General features: G+C 38.6%; 15 protein-coding genes and 1 tRNA gene. 3 read left to right on the forward strand and 13 right to left on the reverse strand.

The genetic code is table 11. The features are described 5' to 3' along the window. Position 1 precedes the first annotated feature (1 nt). Complete coding sequence (gene wecB, locus AC6UDB_RS00095; RefSeq protein WP_500706350.1) at positions 2-1,105, reverse strand: non-hydrolyzing UDP-N-acetylglucosamine 2-epimerase; 1,104 nt, start codon at positions 1,103-1,105, stop codon at positions 2-4. A 192-nt stretch (positions 1,106-1,297) separates the two neighbouring features. Here wecB and AC6UDB_RS00100 point away from each other — a divergent pair, with 192 nt between their 5' ends. Then, on the forward strand, positions 1,298-2,236 hold the full coding sequence (locus AC6UDB_RS00100) for a glycosyltransferase family 2 protein (RefSeq protein ID WP_500708833.1): 939 nt from the start codon (positions 1,298-1,300) through the stop codon (positions 2,234-2,236). A 96-nt stretch (positions 2,237-2,332) separates the two neighbouring features. Here the strand turns inward: AC6UDB_RS00100 and AC6UDB_RS00105 are convergent, their stop codons facing one another. The 7 genes from AC6UDB_RS00105 to AC6UDB_RS00135 all read right to left on the reverse strand — a co-directional run bounded on the left by AC6UDB_RS00105 (position 2,333) and on the right by AC6UDB_RS00135 (position 9,074). After that, positions 2,333-3,694: a gluconate:H+ symporter gene (locus tag AC6UDB_RS00105; protein WP_500693612.1), complete on the reverse strand. Its 1,362-nt coding sequence runs from the start codon at positions 3,692-3,694 to the stop codon at positions 2,333-2,335. 134 nt (positions 3,695-3,828) lie between these two features. Then, the gene (locus tag AC6UDB_RS00110) at positions 3,829-4,716 is read right to left on the reverse strand and encodes a GRP family sugar transporter (RefSeq protein ID WP_500708834.1); all 888 of its coding nucleotides are present in this window, start codon (positions 4,714-4,716) and stop codon (positions 3,829-3,831) included. Positions 4,717-4,848: 132 nt separating this feature from the next. Then, complete coding sequence (locus tag AC6UDB_RS00115) at positions 4,849-5,736, reverse strand: GRP family sugar transporter (RefSeq protein ID WP_500693583.1); 888 nt, start codon at positions 5,734-5,736, stop codon at positions 4,849-4,851. Positions 5,737-5,880: 144 nt separating this feature from the next. Further along, positions 5,881-5,953: transfer RNA gene (locus AC6UDB_RS00120), tRNA-Arg, on the reverse strand. 50 nt (positions 5,954-6,003) lie between these two features. Beyond that, positions 6,004-7,272, reverse strand: coding sequence for a DEAD/DEAH box helicase (locus tag AC6UDB_RS00125; RefSeq protein ID WP_500708835.1), 1,269 nt, complete (start codon positions 7,270-7,272; stop codon positions 6,004-6,006). 1 nt (position 7,273) lies between these two features. Then, on the reverse strand, positions 7,274-8,269 hold the full coding sequence (locus tag AC6UDB_RS00130) for a Gfo/Idh/MocA family protein (protein ID WP_500708836.1): 996 nt from the start codon (positions 8,267-8,269) through the stop codon (positions 7,274-7,276). Beyond that, the gene (locus AC6UDB_RS00135; RefSeq protein WP_500708837.1) at positions 8,262-9,074 is read right to left on the reverse strand and encodes a GH25 family lysozyme; all 813 of its coding nucleotides are present in this window, start codon (positions 9,072-9,074) and stop codon (positions 8,262-8,264) included. The genes AC6UDB_RS00130 and AC6UDB_RS00135 overlap by 8 nt, the downstream gene beginning before the upstream one ends. A 205-nt stretch (positions 9,075-9,279) precedes the next feature. On the opposite strand from AC6UDB_RS00135, the gene gntK reads away from it, so the two are divergent. Next, a complete protein-coding gene (gntK, locus tag AC6UDB_RS00140; protein WP_500696546.1) occupies positions 9,280-10,845 on the forward strand; it encodes a gluconokinase in 1,566 nt (521 codons plus the stop codon). Positions 10,846-10,952: 107 nt separating this feature from the next. Beyond that, positions 10,953-12,293, forward strand: coding sequence for an APC family permease (locus AC6UDB_RS00145; protein WP_500708838.1), 1,341 nt, complete (start codon positions 10,953-10,955; stop codon positions 12,291-12,293). Between the two features lie 26 nt (positions 12,294-12,319). Here AC6UDB_RS00145 and rlmD read toward each other — a convergent pair whose 3' ends face one another. From rlmD to gatC, 5 genes are read right to left on the reverse strand one after another with little or no spacing between them, the layout of a single operon-like run. Then, positions 12,320-13,696 (reverse strand): 23S rRNA (uracil(1939)-C(5))-methyltransferase RlmD, encoded by a 1,377-nt coding sequence (rlmD, locus tag AC6UDB_RS00150; protein WP_500708839.1) that lies wholly within the window; start codon positions 13,694-13,696, stop codon positions 12,320-12,322. Between the two features lie 42 nt (positions 13,697-13,738). Beyond that, a complete protein-coding gene (locus AC6UDB_RS00155; RefSeq protein ID WP_500708840.1) occupies positions 13,739-14,758 on the reverse strand; it encodes a diacylglycerol kinase in 1,020 nt (339 codons plus the stop codon). Between the two features lie 12 nt (positions 14,759-14,770). Beyond that, entirely contained in the window at positions 14,771-16,192 is a 1,422-nt protein-coding gene (gene gatB / locus AC6UDB_RS00160) for an Asp-tRNA(Asn)/Glu-tRNA(Gln) amidotransferase subunit GatB (protein ID WP_500693575.1), read from the reverse strand. A 2-nt stretch (positions 16,193-16,194) separates the two neighbouring features. After that, positions 16,195-17,649, reverse strand: a complete 1,455-nt coding sequence (gene gatA, locus AC6UDB_RS00165) for an Asp-tRNA(Asn)/Glu-tRNA(Gln) amidotransferase subunit GatA (RefSeq protein ID WP_500708841.1) — start codon at positions 17,647-17,649, stop codon at positions 16,195-16,197. Between the two features lie 2 nt (positions 17,650-17,651). Further along, the gene (gene gatC / locus AC6UDB_RS00170) at positions 17,652-17,960 is read right to left on the reverse strand and encodes an Asp-tRNA(Asn)/Glu-tRNA(Gln) amidotransferase subunit GatC (protein WP_500693573.1); all 309 of its coding nucleotides are present in this window, start codon (positions 17,958-17,960) and stop codon (positions 17,652-17,654) included. Positions 17,961-17,975 lie beyond the last annotated feature (15 nt).

Genomic DNA, 17,975 nt, shown 5'->3' on the forward strand with positions numbered 1-17,975 from the left:
GCTAGGACTCTCCTTTAAAAGTTGCCTCAATTGCAGATAAAATTTGCTTAGCTGCCGTTCCATCCCCATAAGGATTATGAGCATCAGCCATCTTTCGGTATTCATCTGGATTATCAAGTAAGTCCTCCATCGCATCTTTAATGGCCTTAGGATCAGTCCCAACTAATCTCAAAGTGCCCGCTTTAACTCCTTCGGGGCGTTCAGTCGATTCTCTAAGAACCAAAACGGGCTTTCCAAGTGAAGGAGCTTCTTCTTGAACCCCACCAGAGTCAGACATAATAAAATAACTCCGAGCAGCCATATTATGAAAATCAACCACATCTAAAGGTGCAATCAAATGGATACGAGAATCGCCCTTAAAAATCTGTTGGGCCATCTTTTGAACCACTGGATTAAGATGAACCGGGTAAACCACGTCCACATCAGGATGTGAATCAACAACTTGTTTAATTGCCTGAAACGTTCGTTTCATTGGTTCACCTAGATTTTCGCGCCGATGCATTGTAAGTAAGATGATCCGCTGTCCATCATCAATGTTATCTAAGATCGAATGATGATAATCATCACTCACCGTTTGATGAAGAGCATCAATGGCAGTATTTCCTGTAACAAAGATGTTTGACCCCGGATGATTCTCTTTTATTAAATTTTGCTTACTTAACTCCGTGGGTGCAAAGTACAAGTCAGCTAAAACATCCGTTAATTGACGATTCATTTCCTCTGGATATGGGGAATATTTATTATGAGTACGCAGTCCTGCTTCAACGTGACCTAACATTTTTTTATGATAAAAAGCAACCACTGAAGCGGCAAACGTACTCGTAGTATCACCATGAACTAGAATAATATCTGGATTAGTTTTAGAAATAATTGGACCTAACTTAGTGATCACAGAAACAGTAATATCTCCAAGTGTTTGATCATTCTTCATAATGTTTAAATTATAATCGGGAGTGATTTTGAAAATATCGAGAACCTGCTGCAGCATTTCACGATGTTGACCCGTGACCACTGTGATTGGTTTAAACTTGTTTCGATTTCGCTTCATCTCTAAAATAATTGGAGCCATCTTAATGGCCTCCGGTCGAGTTCCAAAAACAGTCATAATTTTAATTGGTCTGGTCACATTTAATCCCTCCCATTTGCCTAGTACCTTAAGTATATCAAAAGATTTACCCAATTCCGATGCCAAACCACTTTAAATAATGATAAAATGATATTAAACAATCTGTAAATAATTGGTAATGTATTTTTGAATTTAAAAGTTTAATTGCCAAGTACTAAGGAGTAATTAATTTTGGAAAAAATTAGTCTGATTGTTCCTTGTTATAATGAACAGGAATCAATTGAACTTTTCTACAAAACTGTGGAAAAGGTTTTTGCACAAATGAATAAAGACGGTGAAAAGTATGAGCCTGATTACCTTTTTATAAATGATGGATCAAGTGACAATACCTTTAAGATCATTAAAAATCTTCACGAAAAACATCCTGACACCGTTCACTTCATCTCATTTTCAAGAAACTTCGGGAAAGAAGCTGGAATGGCTGCTGGGCTAAGAAATGCCAAAGGCAATTACATTGCATTAATGGACGTTGATCTCCAAGATCCGCCGGAACTCCTTCCTAAAATGCTCAAAATTATTCAGACCCAGGACTATGATTGCGTTGGGTGTGTCCAAACAAGCAGAAAGCAGAATCCAGTTCGAGCTTTCTGTTCTTCGATGTTTTATAAAGTCATCGATAAAATGTCAGACGTTAAAATTAAACCTAACGTTCGAGATTATCGTTTAATGTCTCGACGTTACGTCGATGCAGTAAATGAACTAACAGAATACAATCGATTCTCAAAAGGAATCTTTGCTTGGGTTGGTTTTAACACCAAATATTTAGAGTATCAGGGTGTCCCTCGGGCTGCTGGAGAAACTCATTGGTCTTTCTCACAATTGGTAGAATACTCGATGGAAGGAATTATTGATTTCTCTGATGCCCCACTAACCTTTGCCACTTACGTTGGGATAATCTCATTTTTACTCTCACTCGTTGGGATTGCTTTTGTCGTTATCAGGGCATTATTCTTTGGAGGAGCCGTATCTGGTTGGCCTTCTTTAGTATCAATTATTCTCCTAATCGGTGGAATCCAACTCTTCTGTGTGGGCATTCTAGGAAAATACATTGGAAAAATTTATTTAGAAACGAAACACCGTCCTCAGTACATCATTAAGGACGAAGCATAGTTTAACCGGTAGCCACCTATAAAATTATAGGTGGCTTTTTTATACAAAAAAGACTTCACATCATAAAGTGAAGTCTTTTTGAATTTATTAACTAACTTAGAACATTCCCAGAATTCCATTCAGAATCAAGACCATTATTAGCCCCACAACTGAAATCACAGTTTCTAACACCGTCCAAATTGAGAAAGTTTGTTTCATAGTTAAGTCAAAGTATTCTTTGAACATCCAGAATCCGGCATCGTTAACGTGTGATGCGGCAAGTGATCCAGCACCAATGGCTAATGCCATCATTACTGGGTTAACGTTCAATGAAGACATCAGTGGCATAACAAGCCCGGCAGCAGTCATTCCAGCCACCGTAGCTGAACCTAGCGATACACGAAGAATAACGGCAACTAACCATCCAAGGATGATTGGAGATAATGATGAGTGCATCATGATGTTCTTAACGGCATCACCAACACCACCATCAATCAAGACTTGCTTGAAAGCACCACCACCACCAATAACCAATAGAAGCATGGCAATTGATTTAACGGAGGCTTCAATACTCTTAGAAACGTCACTCATTTTCTTACCACGATGGAAGCCCATTGACCAGATGGCAAATACTAAAGCGATTACCATGGCAATCATTGGGTTACCTAACATCGAGATAATAGCATCAAATCCTGATGGCTTAGCAACTGCTTTCCCACCATGAAAAACTAACTGGTAAATGGTATTAACCGCCATGAAAATAGCTGGTAATAATGAAGTTAAAACCGAAAGACCAAAACTAGGAGTTTCATCTAACTTGTATTCTTTAACTTCACCAAAAGCTGGCAGGCTCTTCTTGACTACGAACGCGCTCGGAACAAACTTCTCAGCAAACTTCGTAAAGACAGGACCCGCAATTAAAACAGCTGGAATTGCAACAATGATACCAAAGAGCAATACCTCACCAATATTAGCGCCCAAGGCTGTGGCAACAGCAGTTGGAGCAGGTTGTGGTGGTAAGAATCCCTGGGTTGCTGACAATGCAGCCGCCATTGGAATTCCTAGATAAACAAATGGTACATCGGCTTCAAGGGCAACCGCGAAGACGATTGGAGTAAGTAATACCAATCCAACTTCGAAGAACAATGACATTCCGATAATGAACGAAGCAATTACGATTGCAATCTGTAATCGCTTCTTTCCAAATTTGTCGATCAGCGTCTTGGCGATTCGATACGAACCACCAGAATCAGAAACCAAACGACCGATCATGGCACCGAATCCGAAGACGATGGCCAATTCACCTAATGTACTACCAATACCAGTCTTAATGGCATCGGCAATTGATGCTGGGTTCATTCCTAATCCAAGCGCAACTAAAATAGCTGTGATGATCAAGGAAACAAAAGTATTTAGCTTAAGTTTGATGATCATGAAAAGGAGAAGTGCGATTCCTAAAATCAACACTATGAAGGGCATGTATGACATTTCTTTTCCTCTTTCCAATTATTAAATTAAAACAACGCTATAAATTAATTGTATACGGTTTCATGCCAGTTTTCAACACCATCTTTTAAAATTAAGCTTCAAAATAGCATTGGCCACCTCTTCTTTTACTTAATAAAACTAGTAATGACCCCGCCAATAATGACGAAAATCATTCCAATGGTAATATATAAAAGTTCTCTTTTAGTTTTGTGTTCGTGTAAAAAGATGATTCCACCAAAGGTTGATATGACAACACACATTTGCGAAATTGTAAATCCAGTTGCTACTCCATTTAATTCGGTTGAAATCAAATAGGTTAAAGCACCAAATCCAAACAAGAAACCACTGATAATATTTTTATAGGTAGCCACTTCTTTAAATGGATTAACCTTGGTTTTAAATATTATAAAGCAGGCAAAGATAGTTCCCATCACGACCATTCCAATGGTTTGAGGGAGAAACGCTGCCCATCCATTAGTATTAGCAACTTTTGGGAATGCCGAATAGCCAACATACCCAAAAGTTCCGATGATTAAAACTAAAACACCCTTTCTAATATTAACCTGTTGCTTTTCTTCCTCAGTTTTTGGTGCTAACGTTCTGTCTTTTTTGGTAGTTAGTAAAACACCCAAAATGATTAAAATAATCGATCCGAATCCAGCTAACTTTGGAATCAAACCCGCCCATTCACCAAAAACAATTACTCCAGTTAATGAATTGCCAATCAACTGAAGACCAGTTGACACTGGCATGGATAGCGAAACTCCCATCAGTGAAAATGCCGTGTACTGAGTATATTGTCCAATTGCCCATGCCATCCCAGACAGAAGACAAAGCCAAAAAACTTCTTTTGAAATCACTGGTTGCTTAATGAAATAGACAATAACAGCAATTAAAATGGCTCCATATGTAGAACCCATTAGTTGATTAATTGGCTTTCCACCTAGCAAACCGATTGAAATTGGTAAAATACCCCAAGCAATCGCTGGTAATAATGCAATTATAATATTCAAACTTAATCCCCCGAATTAAAATAATTTCTAACCATTCTCTTCAAGTTCAATATACTACCTTTTAAATCAAACCGATATTCAACTTCACAAAAAAAGGACACTAAATGTGTCCTTTTTTGAAAAGATAAAATTTTAAATAAAACTTGTAATGACACCACCAAGAATGACACAAATCATTCCAAGTGTGACAAATACTAGTTCTTTCTTTGTCTTGTGTTCGTGAAGAATTATAATTCCACCAAAGGTTGAAATGACAACACACATCTGTGAAATCGTAAATCCAGTGGCCACTCCGTTTAATTCAGTCGAGATTAGATAGAAGAAGGCACCAAATCCGAACAAAAATCCGGTAATAATGTTTTTATATGAAACAGCTTGTTTAAACGGATTAACCTTGGTTTTGTAAGCACTAATAATAACAAAGATCGTTCCCATGATGACCATCCCGATCGTCTGGGGCAGAAAGGCTGACCAACCATTGGTATTAGCAATCCTTGGAAAATCAGAGTAACCGATATATCCAAACATGCCAATTACTAACAGAATTAAACCATTCCGAGTATGCTGAGCGGCATTCTCTTCAGCCGTCTTGGGTTCATTACTGCCATTGTCTTTCAAAGTTGTTAGTAAGACCCCAATGATAATCAAAATAATTGATCCAAAACCAGCTAGCTTGGGAATTAAGCCAGCCCATTCACCAAAGAAGATTACTCCGGTAACTGAAGTACCAACTAACTGCAAACCAGTTGAAATTGGCATCGTTCGTGATACACCAATTTGAGTAAAGGCCATGTACTGAGTCATTTGACCAACTGCCCAAGCCATCCCTGAAAGTAAACACCACCAAAAGTCCTGCATGGTGATCACTGGCTGTTTAAAAATAAACACAAGGATGGCAATAATTAACGCTCCATATGTAGTTCCCATCAACTGATTAACTGGTTTACCACCGATTAACCCAGTTGCAATAGGAAGAAGACCCCAACCTAACGCTGGGAGTAAAGCAATTAAGATATTCAATATAATTTCCTCCTAAAATATAAATCCGTGTAGAACCTATTATAATCGCCCATAAGCCCAAAAATCAATTAATTAATTGTCATCACCAACATTTGCCCAAATAAAAAACACCTCATTTAAATGAAGTGTTTTAACGCTTATAGATGACCCCACTCAGACTCGAACTGAGATCGACCGCTTAGGAGGCGGTTGCCCTATCCAGTTGTGCTATGGGGCCAAAAACATTTTCTATTCTCTCACGAATAAAAAATTTAGTAAAGAACCAAACTAATGGTGATTTTTATGACTACTTGGTTTACCCTTATCTTTTTGTTTTCGTTTTCGGTGTTTATTCTTTTTTGGTTTAGCCTGGATAGCTTCGTGCACCTGTCTTTTTTTAGTCAGTGCCTGTTGTTTGATTTCTTTTTGATGTTCTAACTGTGAATCATCAATGTGATCAACGATCTCCCCATTGAAATAATAAATTGGTTTTAATTCATATTCACTATTATCTAAAACGTGCTTTAAATCGCGAAGATCATGGTCATCTCCAAAATTAATTACTAACCCTGGCTCACCCATTCGGCCCGTTCGACCAACACGATGAATGTAGGTATTCGATTCATTTGGCAAATCATAATTAATCACAGCTGGTAATTTTGCAATGTCAAGTCCCCTTGCAGCCACGTCAGTCGTTAATAATAATTTAATTCTTCCCAAACGAAAATCATCCAGCGCCTTTTTGCGGCTCTGTTTACTTTCACCTGCGGCTAATTTTTGTACCTTGCCATTTCCCTCGTGTTTGAAGAAATTAAAAGCCCGATTAAGCGTATCAGTCTGATTAAAAAATACTAATGCTTTAAATCCTTGAATTTTAGATAACCGGTTTAACATCTCATTTCGTTTGGCACGCGAAATTTGAAAGAGGCCATGGGTTACCTTACCCCTGGTTTGATCAACATCCCTAACGTCAATTATGTCGGCACTTTTACCCATTTTTTCCTTTAGATGATACAAAACATCAGTGTCTGTAGCAGAAAAGTAGGCAGCCTGAGCATCTCTAGGAACTGCAGCAATAATATTTTTAACCTGATCTAAAGAAGTATCGTTGAGCAAATCATCAGCTTCGTCAATGACCACTGTTTCAACGTCATTAACCTTTAATTTTCGTTCATTAATCAAGCTAAGAATTCTTCCGGGAGTTCCCACAACAATCTCTGGATGTTTTTTTAACTGTTCCTGTTGCCGTTTAACATTTGCTCCACCAATCAATGGCAAAATTTTCACTTTAAAAGGAACCGCCCAATCTCTAATCACACCTGCCACTTGCATCGCCAGTTCTTGAGTAGGTTCGATCACAATGACCTGTGTGCCAACCCCTGGCATCGAATTAGCCAAAATCGGCATTGTAAACGCCACGGTCTTGCCAGAACCAGTTGGTGATAGTGCGACAATGTCATTTTCACCCTCAATCATTGGTGCATAGACAGCTTTTTGGATGGGCGTCTGGTCCTTATATCCTAATTTTTCAAAACGTTTAACAAATTGTTCGAGCACACTATTCTCCTATTTGTAAATAATGAATTCCAGCACTATCAGCAAGACGTCCCATTAAAGCATTAACTTTCTGCATTAAATTCAGTCCTCCAACGTATCGATTCTCGTAAACAGGATTCCCTGGATGATTTATGACTTCAGCAAAATCATTTGCTTCTGGAATCATCGGATTGTCGGTATAAAGAGGAGAAATCTCACTTTCTTTACCCTCATTCATTAATTTAGCTGCCGTAAACTCACCAGCATTATCAATTAAGACCGTTTGCTTTCCACAGTAGATCTCTGATTGTTGATACGAAGTAATCACCTTACTAAAGTTTAAAGTAACATCAAAAGTACCATAGTTTAAAACAGCGACTCCACCACCATCAGCTCCGGTTTCAATGAATTTAGGATAGTACATCTGTGTTCTTGGTAATCCAAATAGAGCAACGGCATCATACACAGGATAAACTCCGAGGTCTTCCAAGGCTCCGCCACCAAATTTAAGGTTAAAGACATTCGGAACTTCACCCTTAAGAACCTTATCGTATCGAGAAGAATATTTGCTAAAAGTAAATTCTGCCCCATCAATTTTAATATCATCAATTTGATCTTGAACCGCTTTAAAAGCGGGCATGTGAATGTTCCGTGCTGCTTCCATTAAGCGAGCTTTGGGATGTTGCTTTAACGTGTCGATGGCAGACTGGAATTGATATGGTCCAATAAAAGCAGGCTTTTCAACAATGACATTCTTGTCATGCTTAAGTGCTTCAATGACTTGTTGATAGTGAATGGCATTTGGTGAAGCAATATAAACGGTGTCGAATTTGTCAGATTCAAAGAAAACCTGTAAATCATCAAAAATGTTGTCACAATCATTTGGCTGAGCAAATTTCCGCGCCGTATCTAATTTTCTTGAATAAACAGCGTTCAACTTATACTTGCCAGTACTAACAGCAGCATCAACAAACTTTTGTGTGATCCAGTTAGTTCCAATTATTCCTAATTTAATCATTATAATTCTCCCATTGTACTTCTTCATTATTCACAATATTTACCTGACCTAGATACTGATTCCACTGCTTCTGGTTCCCATTAAAAGCTACGGAATCAAAGCTTCCCTTCTGCCCATCAATGTTTAAATGATCGGAAGAATTCATGTTGATAAAGCGCACGTGCGGTTTCTTTGCATCGCTTTCACTATTTAACCAAAAAGCGGCGTGTGGAATTGATCTAAATTCTCGGTACATCTTCTCGTTAGTATTAATAATAACAGGTCGATCGTATCTCTGGTACAAAAACTGAACGAATTCATTAATCCGTTTCTTTTGTTGCTTTAAATTCACGTTGTTTTCATCATACGGATAGTAATATTGAACTTGAATGACGATTGGAAGCGTCCCGGTATTATCTTTGACTTGAGTTATAAAATTACTCTCCTGGTCCTCAATACTACTCTTAAATCCATAGGTATGATAAACCCCAATCTTTAACCCAGATCCCTGACTGCGATTGTAATTATTGTCAAAATTATCGTCAGCAAAGCTTGCTCCTTGAGTAGAACGAATGTACACGAACTTTTGGCCTTTCTGTTTAAGTGCCGTAAAATCGATGTACCCATCGTCTTGATTTACCGTCACACCCTGAACTGGATACTTTTTCAAAAGCAATTCGCGATCACGATTTTTATGGGCAAAGTACATCCAAACGGAAATAACGATAACTAGTAGCAGTACACTAGCCAGTCCAATTAATGCCCACCTAGTTAATTTTTCTTTTCTTGCTTTTTTTCGAAGGTTGGACCGGTTAATCTCAGTCATTTGGACCTCCTCAATCATTTCTTATAATTAGTATAATTATAAATCAATATTATCACTATTTATTGATATTCGCTTGAATTCAAACGTTGATTTCAATATAATGAAAGCGTTATAAGTAGTATAATTTTTTTACTCGATCACTTAATAAAGTTGGCATGAAATCTGTCATAGAGTGCATCAACTAGCATGGAAGGGAAAGATTATAATGGAAAACGTAATTGGGGTCGACATCGGAACTACAAGTGTCAAAACCGTTTTATACGATGACAAAGGTGAAGTTAAAGGTTATTCAAACGATGGATATACTTTGTATCAAGACACTGCCGACATGGCAGAAGAAGATCCAGAGGAGATTTTCTCAGCGATGATTCAAGGTCTACAAAATGTTCTTAAAAAAGTAGACCCTAAAAAAGACACCATCAAGGGAGTTTCATATTCGTGTGCGATGCACAGTTTGATCCTCTTGGATGAGAACCACAAGCCACTCACCCGCGCAATCACTTGGGCAGATAATCGTGCCGTTGAATACGCAGATAAATTAAAAGAAAACGGCATTGGAATGGAACTTTACAAAAAGACTGGTGTTCCAACTCATCCAATGACACCACTTGTAAAGGCCATGTGGCTCAGAAATGAAAAGCCTGAATTGTTTAAAAAAGCCCGTTATTTTGTTGGTGTTAAAGAATACATCAACTATAAATTATTTGGGGTTCTAAAAGAAGACTATTCGATCGCTAATGCAACTGGCCTATTCAATATTTTTGACATGGACTGGGACGATGAAGCATTAAAAGTTGCTGGCATCAAGCGTGATCAACTGCCTGAATTAGTAGACACCACTTATCAATTAAAGGGCTTAAACGAAGAATACGCCAATAAAATTGGAATTGATAAAGATACACCATTTATCATTGGTGCTTCTGACGGTCCTCTGGCTAACTTAGGGGTAGACGCCATTAAACCAGGTGTAGTAGCTGTCACAATTGGAACTTCTGGTGCCGTTCGTGTCGTTAACGACAAGCCAACGATTGATCCTAAGGGTCGTGTATTCTGTTACTACCTAGCTAAGAATATGTGGGTTGTCGGTGGACCCGTTAATAACGGTGGAATTGTCTTCCGTTGGGTTCGTGATCAACTTTGCTTGCCAGAAAAAGTCACTGCCGAACAGATGAATATTGATGCTTACGATCTTCTAACTGAAATTGCTTCTAAGATTCCAGCAGGATCCGAAGGGTTAATCTTCTTACCGTTCTTGGGTGGTGAAAGAGCTCCAATCTGGGATGCCGACGCTCGTGGAACATACTTCGGTTTGACCAGAAAACACACTCGTGCTCACATGATTCGATCTGCTCTTGAAGGAATCGTGTATAACCTCTACACCGTTATGTTAGCCCTTGAAGAAGTTGTTGGCGAACCAAAGAGTATTCAAGCAACTGGTGGTTTTGCTCGTTCAGAACTTTGGCGCCAAATGTTAGCCGACATCTTTGAACAAGACGTCAACATTCCAGAAAGCTTCGAAGGTACGGCTCTTGGAGCTGCTACCCTTGGAATGTACAGTTTAGGCATGATTGACAGCCTTTACGACGTCAGCAAGTTTGTTGGGGTTACCAATACTCATAAACCAAATCCAAAGAATTACCAAGCTTATCGTGAATTGATCCCAATTTACATTCGTCTAAGTCGTCATCTTCAACCAGAATACAAGAACATTGCTAATTACCAACGTGAACATGAAAATGATTGGAAAACCGGTCCAAAAGACGAAGACTAAATCAATATCACTAAAAAGCATCCAATTGGATGCTTTTTTATTTTATGTACTGACTTCGATTTGGCCCCATGCTATAATTAACCATTACGCAAAAAGGAGTGGATCAAATGCCTCAAAGCAACTTAAAGAAAAACATTGGAATCGGTGCTGCCCTGTCAACTGTCATGGGAACCGTGATCGGTGCTGGAGTCTTTTTCAAAACTGCCAGTGTCGTATCTAATACTCATTCTGTCACTCTCACCATCCTAGCATGGATCATTGGTGGCCTTTTAACAATTTGTGGTGGACTAACGGTTTCAGAATTGGCTGCGGCCATTCCTAAAACTGGAGGAACCATTCAATACTTAAAGTATACTTATGGACCGCTAACTGGATTCCTACTGGGATGGGCCGAAATCCTTGTGTATTTTCCGGCCAACTTAGCGGCTCTCTCAATTGTTTTCTCCACTCAACTAATTAATTTGTTTCACTTATCAACATCACTCTCAATTACCATTGCAATTATTTGTGCATTAAGTGTTACGTTAATTAACCTTTTAGGATCAAAAGTGGCCGGAAGAGTCCAATCTTTGACACTAATTGTCAAATTAATTCCTATCTTTATCATTGTAATTGCTGGAATATTACTCCCGGGTCACGTTGATGTATCTTTTTGGCCTCCAATCCAGAACCATGGCTCCACTAAACTATTAACTGCTTTTGGTGGCGGATTACTGGCCACAATGTTTGCCTATGATGGATGGATCAACATCGGAAGCATCGCCGGCGAAATGAAAAATCCCCAAAAGGACCTGCCTAAGGCCATTATTTTGGGTTTAACTTTTATTATGATCATCTACGTTTTGGTAAACTGGGTTTTCTTAAAAAATATGCCACTTGACCAAATTGCAGGAAATCAAAACACCGCCTATGAAGTTGCCATGAAACTATTTGGTGGCATTGGCGGAAAACTAGTGACCATTGGCATCTTAATTTCCGTTTATGGCGCTATGAATGGTTACATCTTAACCGGGATCAGAGTTCCGTATGCAATGGGTAAAGACGATCAATTACCATTTAGTAAATACTTTGCAAAACTTTCTAAACACACTGCTACCCCCTATATTTCGGGATTATTTATGTTTATGATCGCTGTCGTTATGATTTTCATGGGTAGTTTTGATATGCTAACTGATATGTTAGTTTTCGTGATGTGGATATTTAATTGCCTTTTGTTCGTTGCTTTATTCATCTTAAGAAAGCGTGAACCGGAGTTGGTTCGCCCATACAAAGTACCTTGGTATCCAATTGTCCCAATTCTCGCACTAGTCGGGGGGATCTTTATCTTAGTTTCAACGATCCTGACCCAAACCGTTTTGGCTATCATTGGTATCATAGCCACTTTAATAGGAATTCCAGTTTATTACTGGCATAAAATGATGAAAAACAAAACTTCAACTGAAAAATAAAAAGAATCTAGCTAGCTAGATTCTTTTTATTTACTCTTTTCCAACACCGTTACACTTTCAACATGCGGTGTTTGCGGAAATTGATCCACTGGTTGAACGGGTTGTTTAATTTCATAGCCACCATCAATTAAAGCCTGACAATCCCGTACAAGAGTAGCAGGATTACATGAAACATATACTAATCGTTCTGGCTTCATCTCTAAGACACTAGCAATAAAGGTTGGATCAAGGCCCTTTCTTGGCGGATCAACTACCACGACATCTGGTCGAATGTCCTGCTCTACCCACTTCTTCATCTGGTCCTCAGCCTTTGCAACCACAAAGCTAACATTATCAATATGATTTAATTTAGCGTTCTTTCGGGCATCTTCAATTGCCTCAGCAACTACATCAACTCCGTACACATGCTTAACTTTTGGTGCCATTGCCAGTGAAATTGTCCCAATCCCGCAATACGCATCAACCACCACATCATTTTTCGATAATTGCGCCTTATCGATGGCCAAAGAATAAAGTTTTTCAGTCTGAACCGGATTAACCTGGTAAAACGACATTGGTGAAATCAAAAACTTGGTGTTTAAGAGTTCATCCTTGATGTAAGCTTTACCTGATAACAGGATGTTCGTGTCCCCCATCAGTCGATTCCCGTGAGAATCATTAACATTTTGAATTAAACTATCTAAATCAGGCAACTGATCATTAATGGATTTAATAATTTCATCTTTATGTGGCAAGTTTTTACCATTGGTAACCAAAACTACCATCATCTCGCCGGTTGCTTTTCCATAACGGACCATAATATTCCTGATACAACCCTTGTGAGTTCCCTCATTGTAAGCACTAACATGATAATCTCGTAAAACATCCCTAACTTTAATAATGGCTTCATCGATGTGAGGATCTTGAATGTAAAAATCTTCAATTGGAATTAAATCATGACTGTGGCGCCGATAAAAACCCGTTTCCAATTGACCATTCATCTTCCTAACCGGAATCTGAGCCTTATTTCGGTATTTTGATGGATTATCCATTCCAATTGTTTGAGCAACAGCAACGTTTAAATGAGCCTTCTTAAACAATTCCTCAATCTGATGTTGTTTAAACTCTAATTGTTTTGGATATGCAAGGTGTTGTAATGGAGCAATCCCAGACTGCGTATACCGTCGATCAATTGCTTGAACTCGATTGGGACTTGGTTCGATAATCTTTTCTAATTTTCCAAAGGCGAAGTTCTTTTTAACTTTAATCACCCTGATCTGGACTTTCTCACCTGGAAGAGCATCCTCAATGAAAATCGGAAAATCGGAAACCTTACCAACCCCCATTCCCTGGTAAGTCAAATCAATCACGTTTACCGTGAGGTCTTGGTTTTTCTGTACTGGAGCTTCTTTTTTAGCGCTCATTTGTTCTCCTTACTAAAAAGTTTTGCCGTTACACGGCAAAACTTATTTTTTACTATCAGATGGAAGTTCATCGACTTTTCTGACAAACTTCTTTTCAACATTTTTGACCTGAGGAGCGACACTAGCCGACTCACTGATATCATCAGTCTTAAGGTTGGAATAAATACTAATTCGCTGCTTTAGATCGACAAACTTCATCGGAGCATCACCACCGTATTCGCCATCAAGATTAATCTGTAAGCGACTATCATCCCCAGGAAAAGCCTCAAATGTATTGGTCTTTTTGTATATAATCCTAGGATCATCAATGTGCCGACCGCCATTAAACGCTTTAGCAATTAATTGCAACATTTCAACTAAATTACCGGTTTTAACAATAATCATGGTAAATTTACCATCATCCATGGTTGCGTTTGGAACAATTTGTTCAAAACCACCCACTGAATTAGTCATGGCTAAAAAAAACATTGAAGCCTTCCCACGATATTCTCCACCATCATACTTTAATAACATCGGAACTGGCTTCACATTTGGCAACATTTCTGCTCCTTTTACCAGGTATGCAAGATACCCAAAAATAGTCTTTAAATCAGAAGGAACATTGTAAGTTAATTCTGTCATAAACCCACCAGCCGCAATATTAATGAAATAATTAGTCACTTCATCATTGTATGCCTTACCAACGTCCATCTTTGAAACATTGCCCTTAGTGATCACTTTAGCAGCTTCAACGTAATCATCTCGAGGAATGTGCAATGCACGCGCAAAATCATTGGTAGTTCCAGCGGGAATGATTCCTAATTGTGGTCGATAATCACGTGGAGCAATGCCATTAATTACTTCATTGATGGTCCCATCTCCACCTGCCGCAATGATGAGATCAAATCCCTCTTCAGATGCACGGGCGGCTTCATCACGTGCTGAATGTGGTTTGGGAGTGGTCGCAAAAGCACTGGCTTCATATCCATCATTCTCCAAAACATCCAAAATATTAACCAACTGCGGTTTTAACATTTCACGTCCAGACGTTGGATTGTAAATTACTCGTGCTTTTTTGACCATTCTTACATCACCCTATTTATCTAAAGAACCTTTCAATAATTTGTTTACAACTTGCGGATTAGCTTGTCCATGAGTTTGTTTCATAATTTGTCCAACCAAATACCCAACAGCTCGATCTTTACCATTATGATAATCATCAACTGACTGTTGATTATCTTTTAAGACCCCATCAATAATTGGTTGCAGTTTTTTAGGATCAGATAATTGGACCAGTCCTTTTTCTTCAACGAATTTCTTTGGATCTTGCCCCTTAGTAACTGCCTTAAATACTTTTTTAGCCATTTTACTTGAGATGGTATCGTCCATAATCATTTTAATCATGGTAGCCATCGCTTCAGGCGTGATTTTGGTGTCTTCCAAGTTAGCTTGATTATCGTTCAAGTACGCATTGACGTTATCTTGAAGGTAGTTAGCGGCTAATTTAGGATCAGCACCTAATTTAACCATTTTATCATAAAAATCAGACATTTCTTTGGTCTGAGTGATAACCATTGCATCATAATCAGTGATCCCTAATTCATTAACGTAACGATTACGACGTTTGATAGGCATCTCAGGCATGGATTCTTTTAATTCATTAATCCATTCATCAGAAATACTCAAAGTTGGAAGATCTGGTTCTGGGAAGTAACGATAATCATCTTTTCCCTCTTTGACACGCATTAACTCAGTTTTACCAGTAGATTCATCAAAACGACGACTCTCAGAATTAATCTGACCGCCGGACATCAACACCTGTTGTTGACGTTGTTCTTCGTACTCAAGTGATTTTCTGACATGATTAAATGAATTTAAGTTCTTTAATTCAATCTTTTGACCTAATTCTTTGCTACCAATGGGTCGAACTGAGATATTAACATCAACCCGCATTGACCCTTCTTCCATCTTGACATCAGAAATTCCGGTAAATTGAATCCGTTGTCTTAATCCTTCCAGATAATCATATGCCTGTTGCGGAGTTGTCATCTCAGGCTTAGAGACAATTTCAATAAGCGGAGTCCCCTGACGGTTTAAGTCAACGTAAGAATATTTTTGTTCATGGGTATTCTTACCAGCGTCTTCTTCAATATGCATCTCTTCGATTCCAATTTTTTTCTTACCATTTTCGGTCTCGACTTCAATCCATCCGTTTCTAGCAGTGGGTCTCTCGTTTTGAGTAATCTGATACCCCTTCGGATTATCCGGGTAGAAATAATTTTTACGATCAAAATGAGGGTGCTTTTCAATATGAGCATGTAAAGCTAGAGCCGCGGTGATACCATCCGCAACGACCTGCTTGTTAACGACTGGGAGCGTTCCAGGATAACCCCAGTCAATCACGTTAGTATTACTATTGGGCTTGTCCCCAAACTGTGCAGCAGATGGACTGTAAATTTTTGAATTAGTTTTAAGCTCAACGTGGACTTCTAGACCAATGGTCGTTTCAAAATTCATGACTATTTACCTCCCATCTTTGGTGTTTGCTTGTGAAAATCAGTATTCTGTTCAAAAGCGTATCCTGCTTTATAAATGGTACTCTCATCAAACGGTTTCCCCATTAATTGCATTCCGATTGGCAAACCGTTACTGGATCCAGCAATTTGTGACATAGCAGGAACTCCAGCCATATTGGCTGGAATCGTCAAAATATCATTCATATACATTTCAATGGGATCTTGATCTTCTACTCCAATTGTAAAGGCAGTAACTCGAGATGTTGGACTCAAAATTAAATCATGGTCAGCAAAAACCTTTTTAAAATCATTGATGATTAAAGTCCGAATTTTAGCAGCCTGTTTGTAATATTTATCAACATTATCGTAAGAAAGCGATAAGGTACCTAGCATAATCCGTCGCTTAACCTCATCCCCAAACCCTTCTGATCGTGATTTAACGTACAATTCATCAAGTGTTTGAGCATCTGATGCTCGATATCCATAACGAATTCCATCGAATCTTTCTAGGTTAGAAGATGCTTCAGCGGTTTGAAGCGCATTATAAGCAATAACACCATATTTAGAATTAGGCATCGAAACCCAGTCAACCTTTGCACCTAATTTTTTAAACGTTTCTGCGGCATTTTTGATTGCTTTTGAAACATCAGGAGATAACTTATTAACGTATTCCTTGGGAATGCCAATTCTCATCCCCTCGACCCCATCTTTAATGTGTTCGGTGAAATCAGGAACTTCCCGTTTTGAACTAGTTGAATCGTGTTCGTCATGACCTGAAATTGCGTTTAAAACCAGAGCATTGTCAAAGACACTTCTAGTAAGAGGTCCAATTTGATCAAAACTTGAAGCCATCGCAATAAGTCCAAAACGTGATACTCGACCATAGGTTGGCTTCATTCCAACAATTCCCGTGAATGAAGCTGGTTGTCTAATTGAACCTCCGGTATCTGATCCAAGTGCAACTGGAACTTCACCGGAAGCAACTGCGGCAGCCGAACCACCGGACGAACCGCCAGGAACTTTGCTATAATCCCACGGATTGTGAGTGGTTTTAAGGGCTGAATTTTCAGTTGAACTTCCCATTGCAAATTCATCCATGTTGGTTTTACCAACGTTAATGGTACCAGCATTAGAAAGTTTCTTGGCCACCGTTGCATCATAAATTGAAGTGAAATTTTCTAGCATTTTTGAAGATGCAGTAGTTGGTAATTCTTTAGTAATGATATTATCTTTCAAAGCCAACGGAATCCCATCTAAAATATTATTAGGATCAATCCCACGTTCATCAATGGCTTTAGCATTTTCAAGCGCTTTATCATTTAGATTATTAAAAGCATCAATGTTTTGGTCAGTAGTTTTGATGTTGTCCATGGTCTCTTTTACTAAGTCAACGGCCGAAATTTCCTTATTTACCAACATCTGGTGAAGTGAACGCAAATCCTTATCTAAATAGTTCATTATTATTCATCCTCACTTTCGTCAATAATTACTGGAACTTTAATTAAGTCATCTTGAATATCAGGAGCATTCTTTAACAAAGCATCTTGTTCGTGCCAATCTTCTGCCACGTCTTTTCTAGTAACGTCAATTCGATCCGTTACCGTATAAGTGGGCTCAACACCCGATGTATCAACTTTTTCAAGTGTATCCAACATTTTCAACAAATCATTTAATTGTTGGGTGAATTCAGGTAATTCATCTTTTTTTAATTCAAGCTTAGCTAACCCAGCAATATGTTGGGTTTGTTCTTCCGTAATCTTATCAGCCATTTTATCCCCTCTTTT

Source organism: Fructilactobacillus sp. X3R2C1 (assembly GCF_059901235.1).

Excerpts from the sequence above, each read along its gene's own strand:
- rlmD (WP_500708839.1), bottom strand. The coding sequence starts at position 13,696 with ATGAGCGCTAAAAAAGAAGCTCCAGTACAGAAAAACCAAGACCTCACG.
- gntK (WP_500696546.1), top strand. The coding sequence starts at position 9,280 with ATGGAAAACGTAATTGGGGTCGACATCGGAACTACAAGTGTCAAAACC.
- gatC (WP_500693573.1), bottom strand. The coding sequence starts at position 17,960 with ATGGCTGATAAGATTACGGAAGAACAAACCCAACATATTGCTGGGTTA.
- AC6UDB_RS00130 (WP_500708836.1), bottom strand. The coding sequence starts at position 8,269 with ATGATTAAATTAGGAATAATTGGAACTAACTGGATCACACAAAAGTTT.
- AC6UDB_RS00135 (WP_500708837.1), bottom strand. The coding sequence starts at position 9,074 with ATGACTGAGATTAACCGGTCCAACCTTCGAAAAAAAGCAAGAAAAGAA.
- AC6UDB_RS00105 (WP_500693612.1), bottom strand. The coding sequence starts at position 3,694 with ATGCCCTTCATAGTGTTGATTTTAGGAATCGCACTTCTCCTTTTCATG.
- AC6UDB_RS00155 (WP_500708840.1), bottom strand. The coding sequence starts at position 14,758 with ATGGTCAAAAAAGCACGAGTAATTTACAATCCAACGTCTGGACGTGAA.
- AC6UDB_RS00145 (WP_500708838.1), top strand. The coding sequence starts at position 10,953 with ATGCCTCAAAGCAACTTAAAGAAAAACATTGGAATCGGTGCTGCCCTG.
- gatA (WP_500708841.1), bottom strand. The coding sequence starts at position 17,649 with ATGAACTATTTAGATAAGGATTTGCGTTCACTTCACCAGATGTTGGTA.
- wecB (WP_500706350.1), bottom strand. The coding sequence starts at position 1,105 with ATGACTGTTTTTGGAACTCGACCGGAGGCCATTAAGATGGCTCCAATT.
- gatB (WP_500693575.1), bottom strand. The coding sequence starts at position 16,192 with ATGAATTTTGAAACGACCATTGGTCTAGAAGTCCACGTTGAGCTTAAA.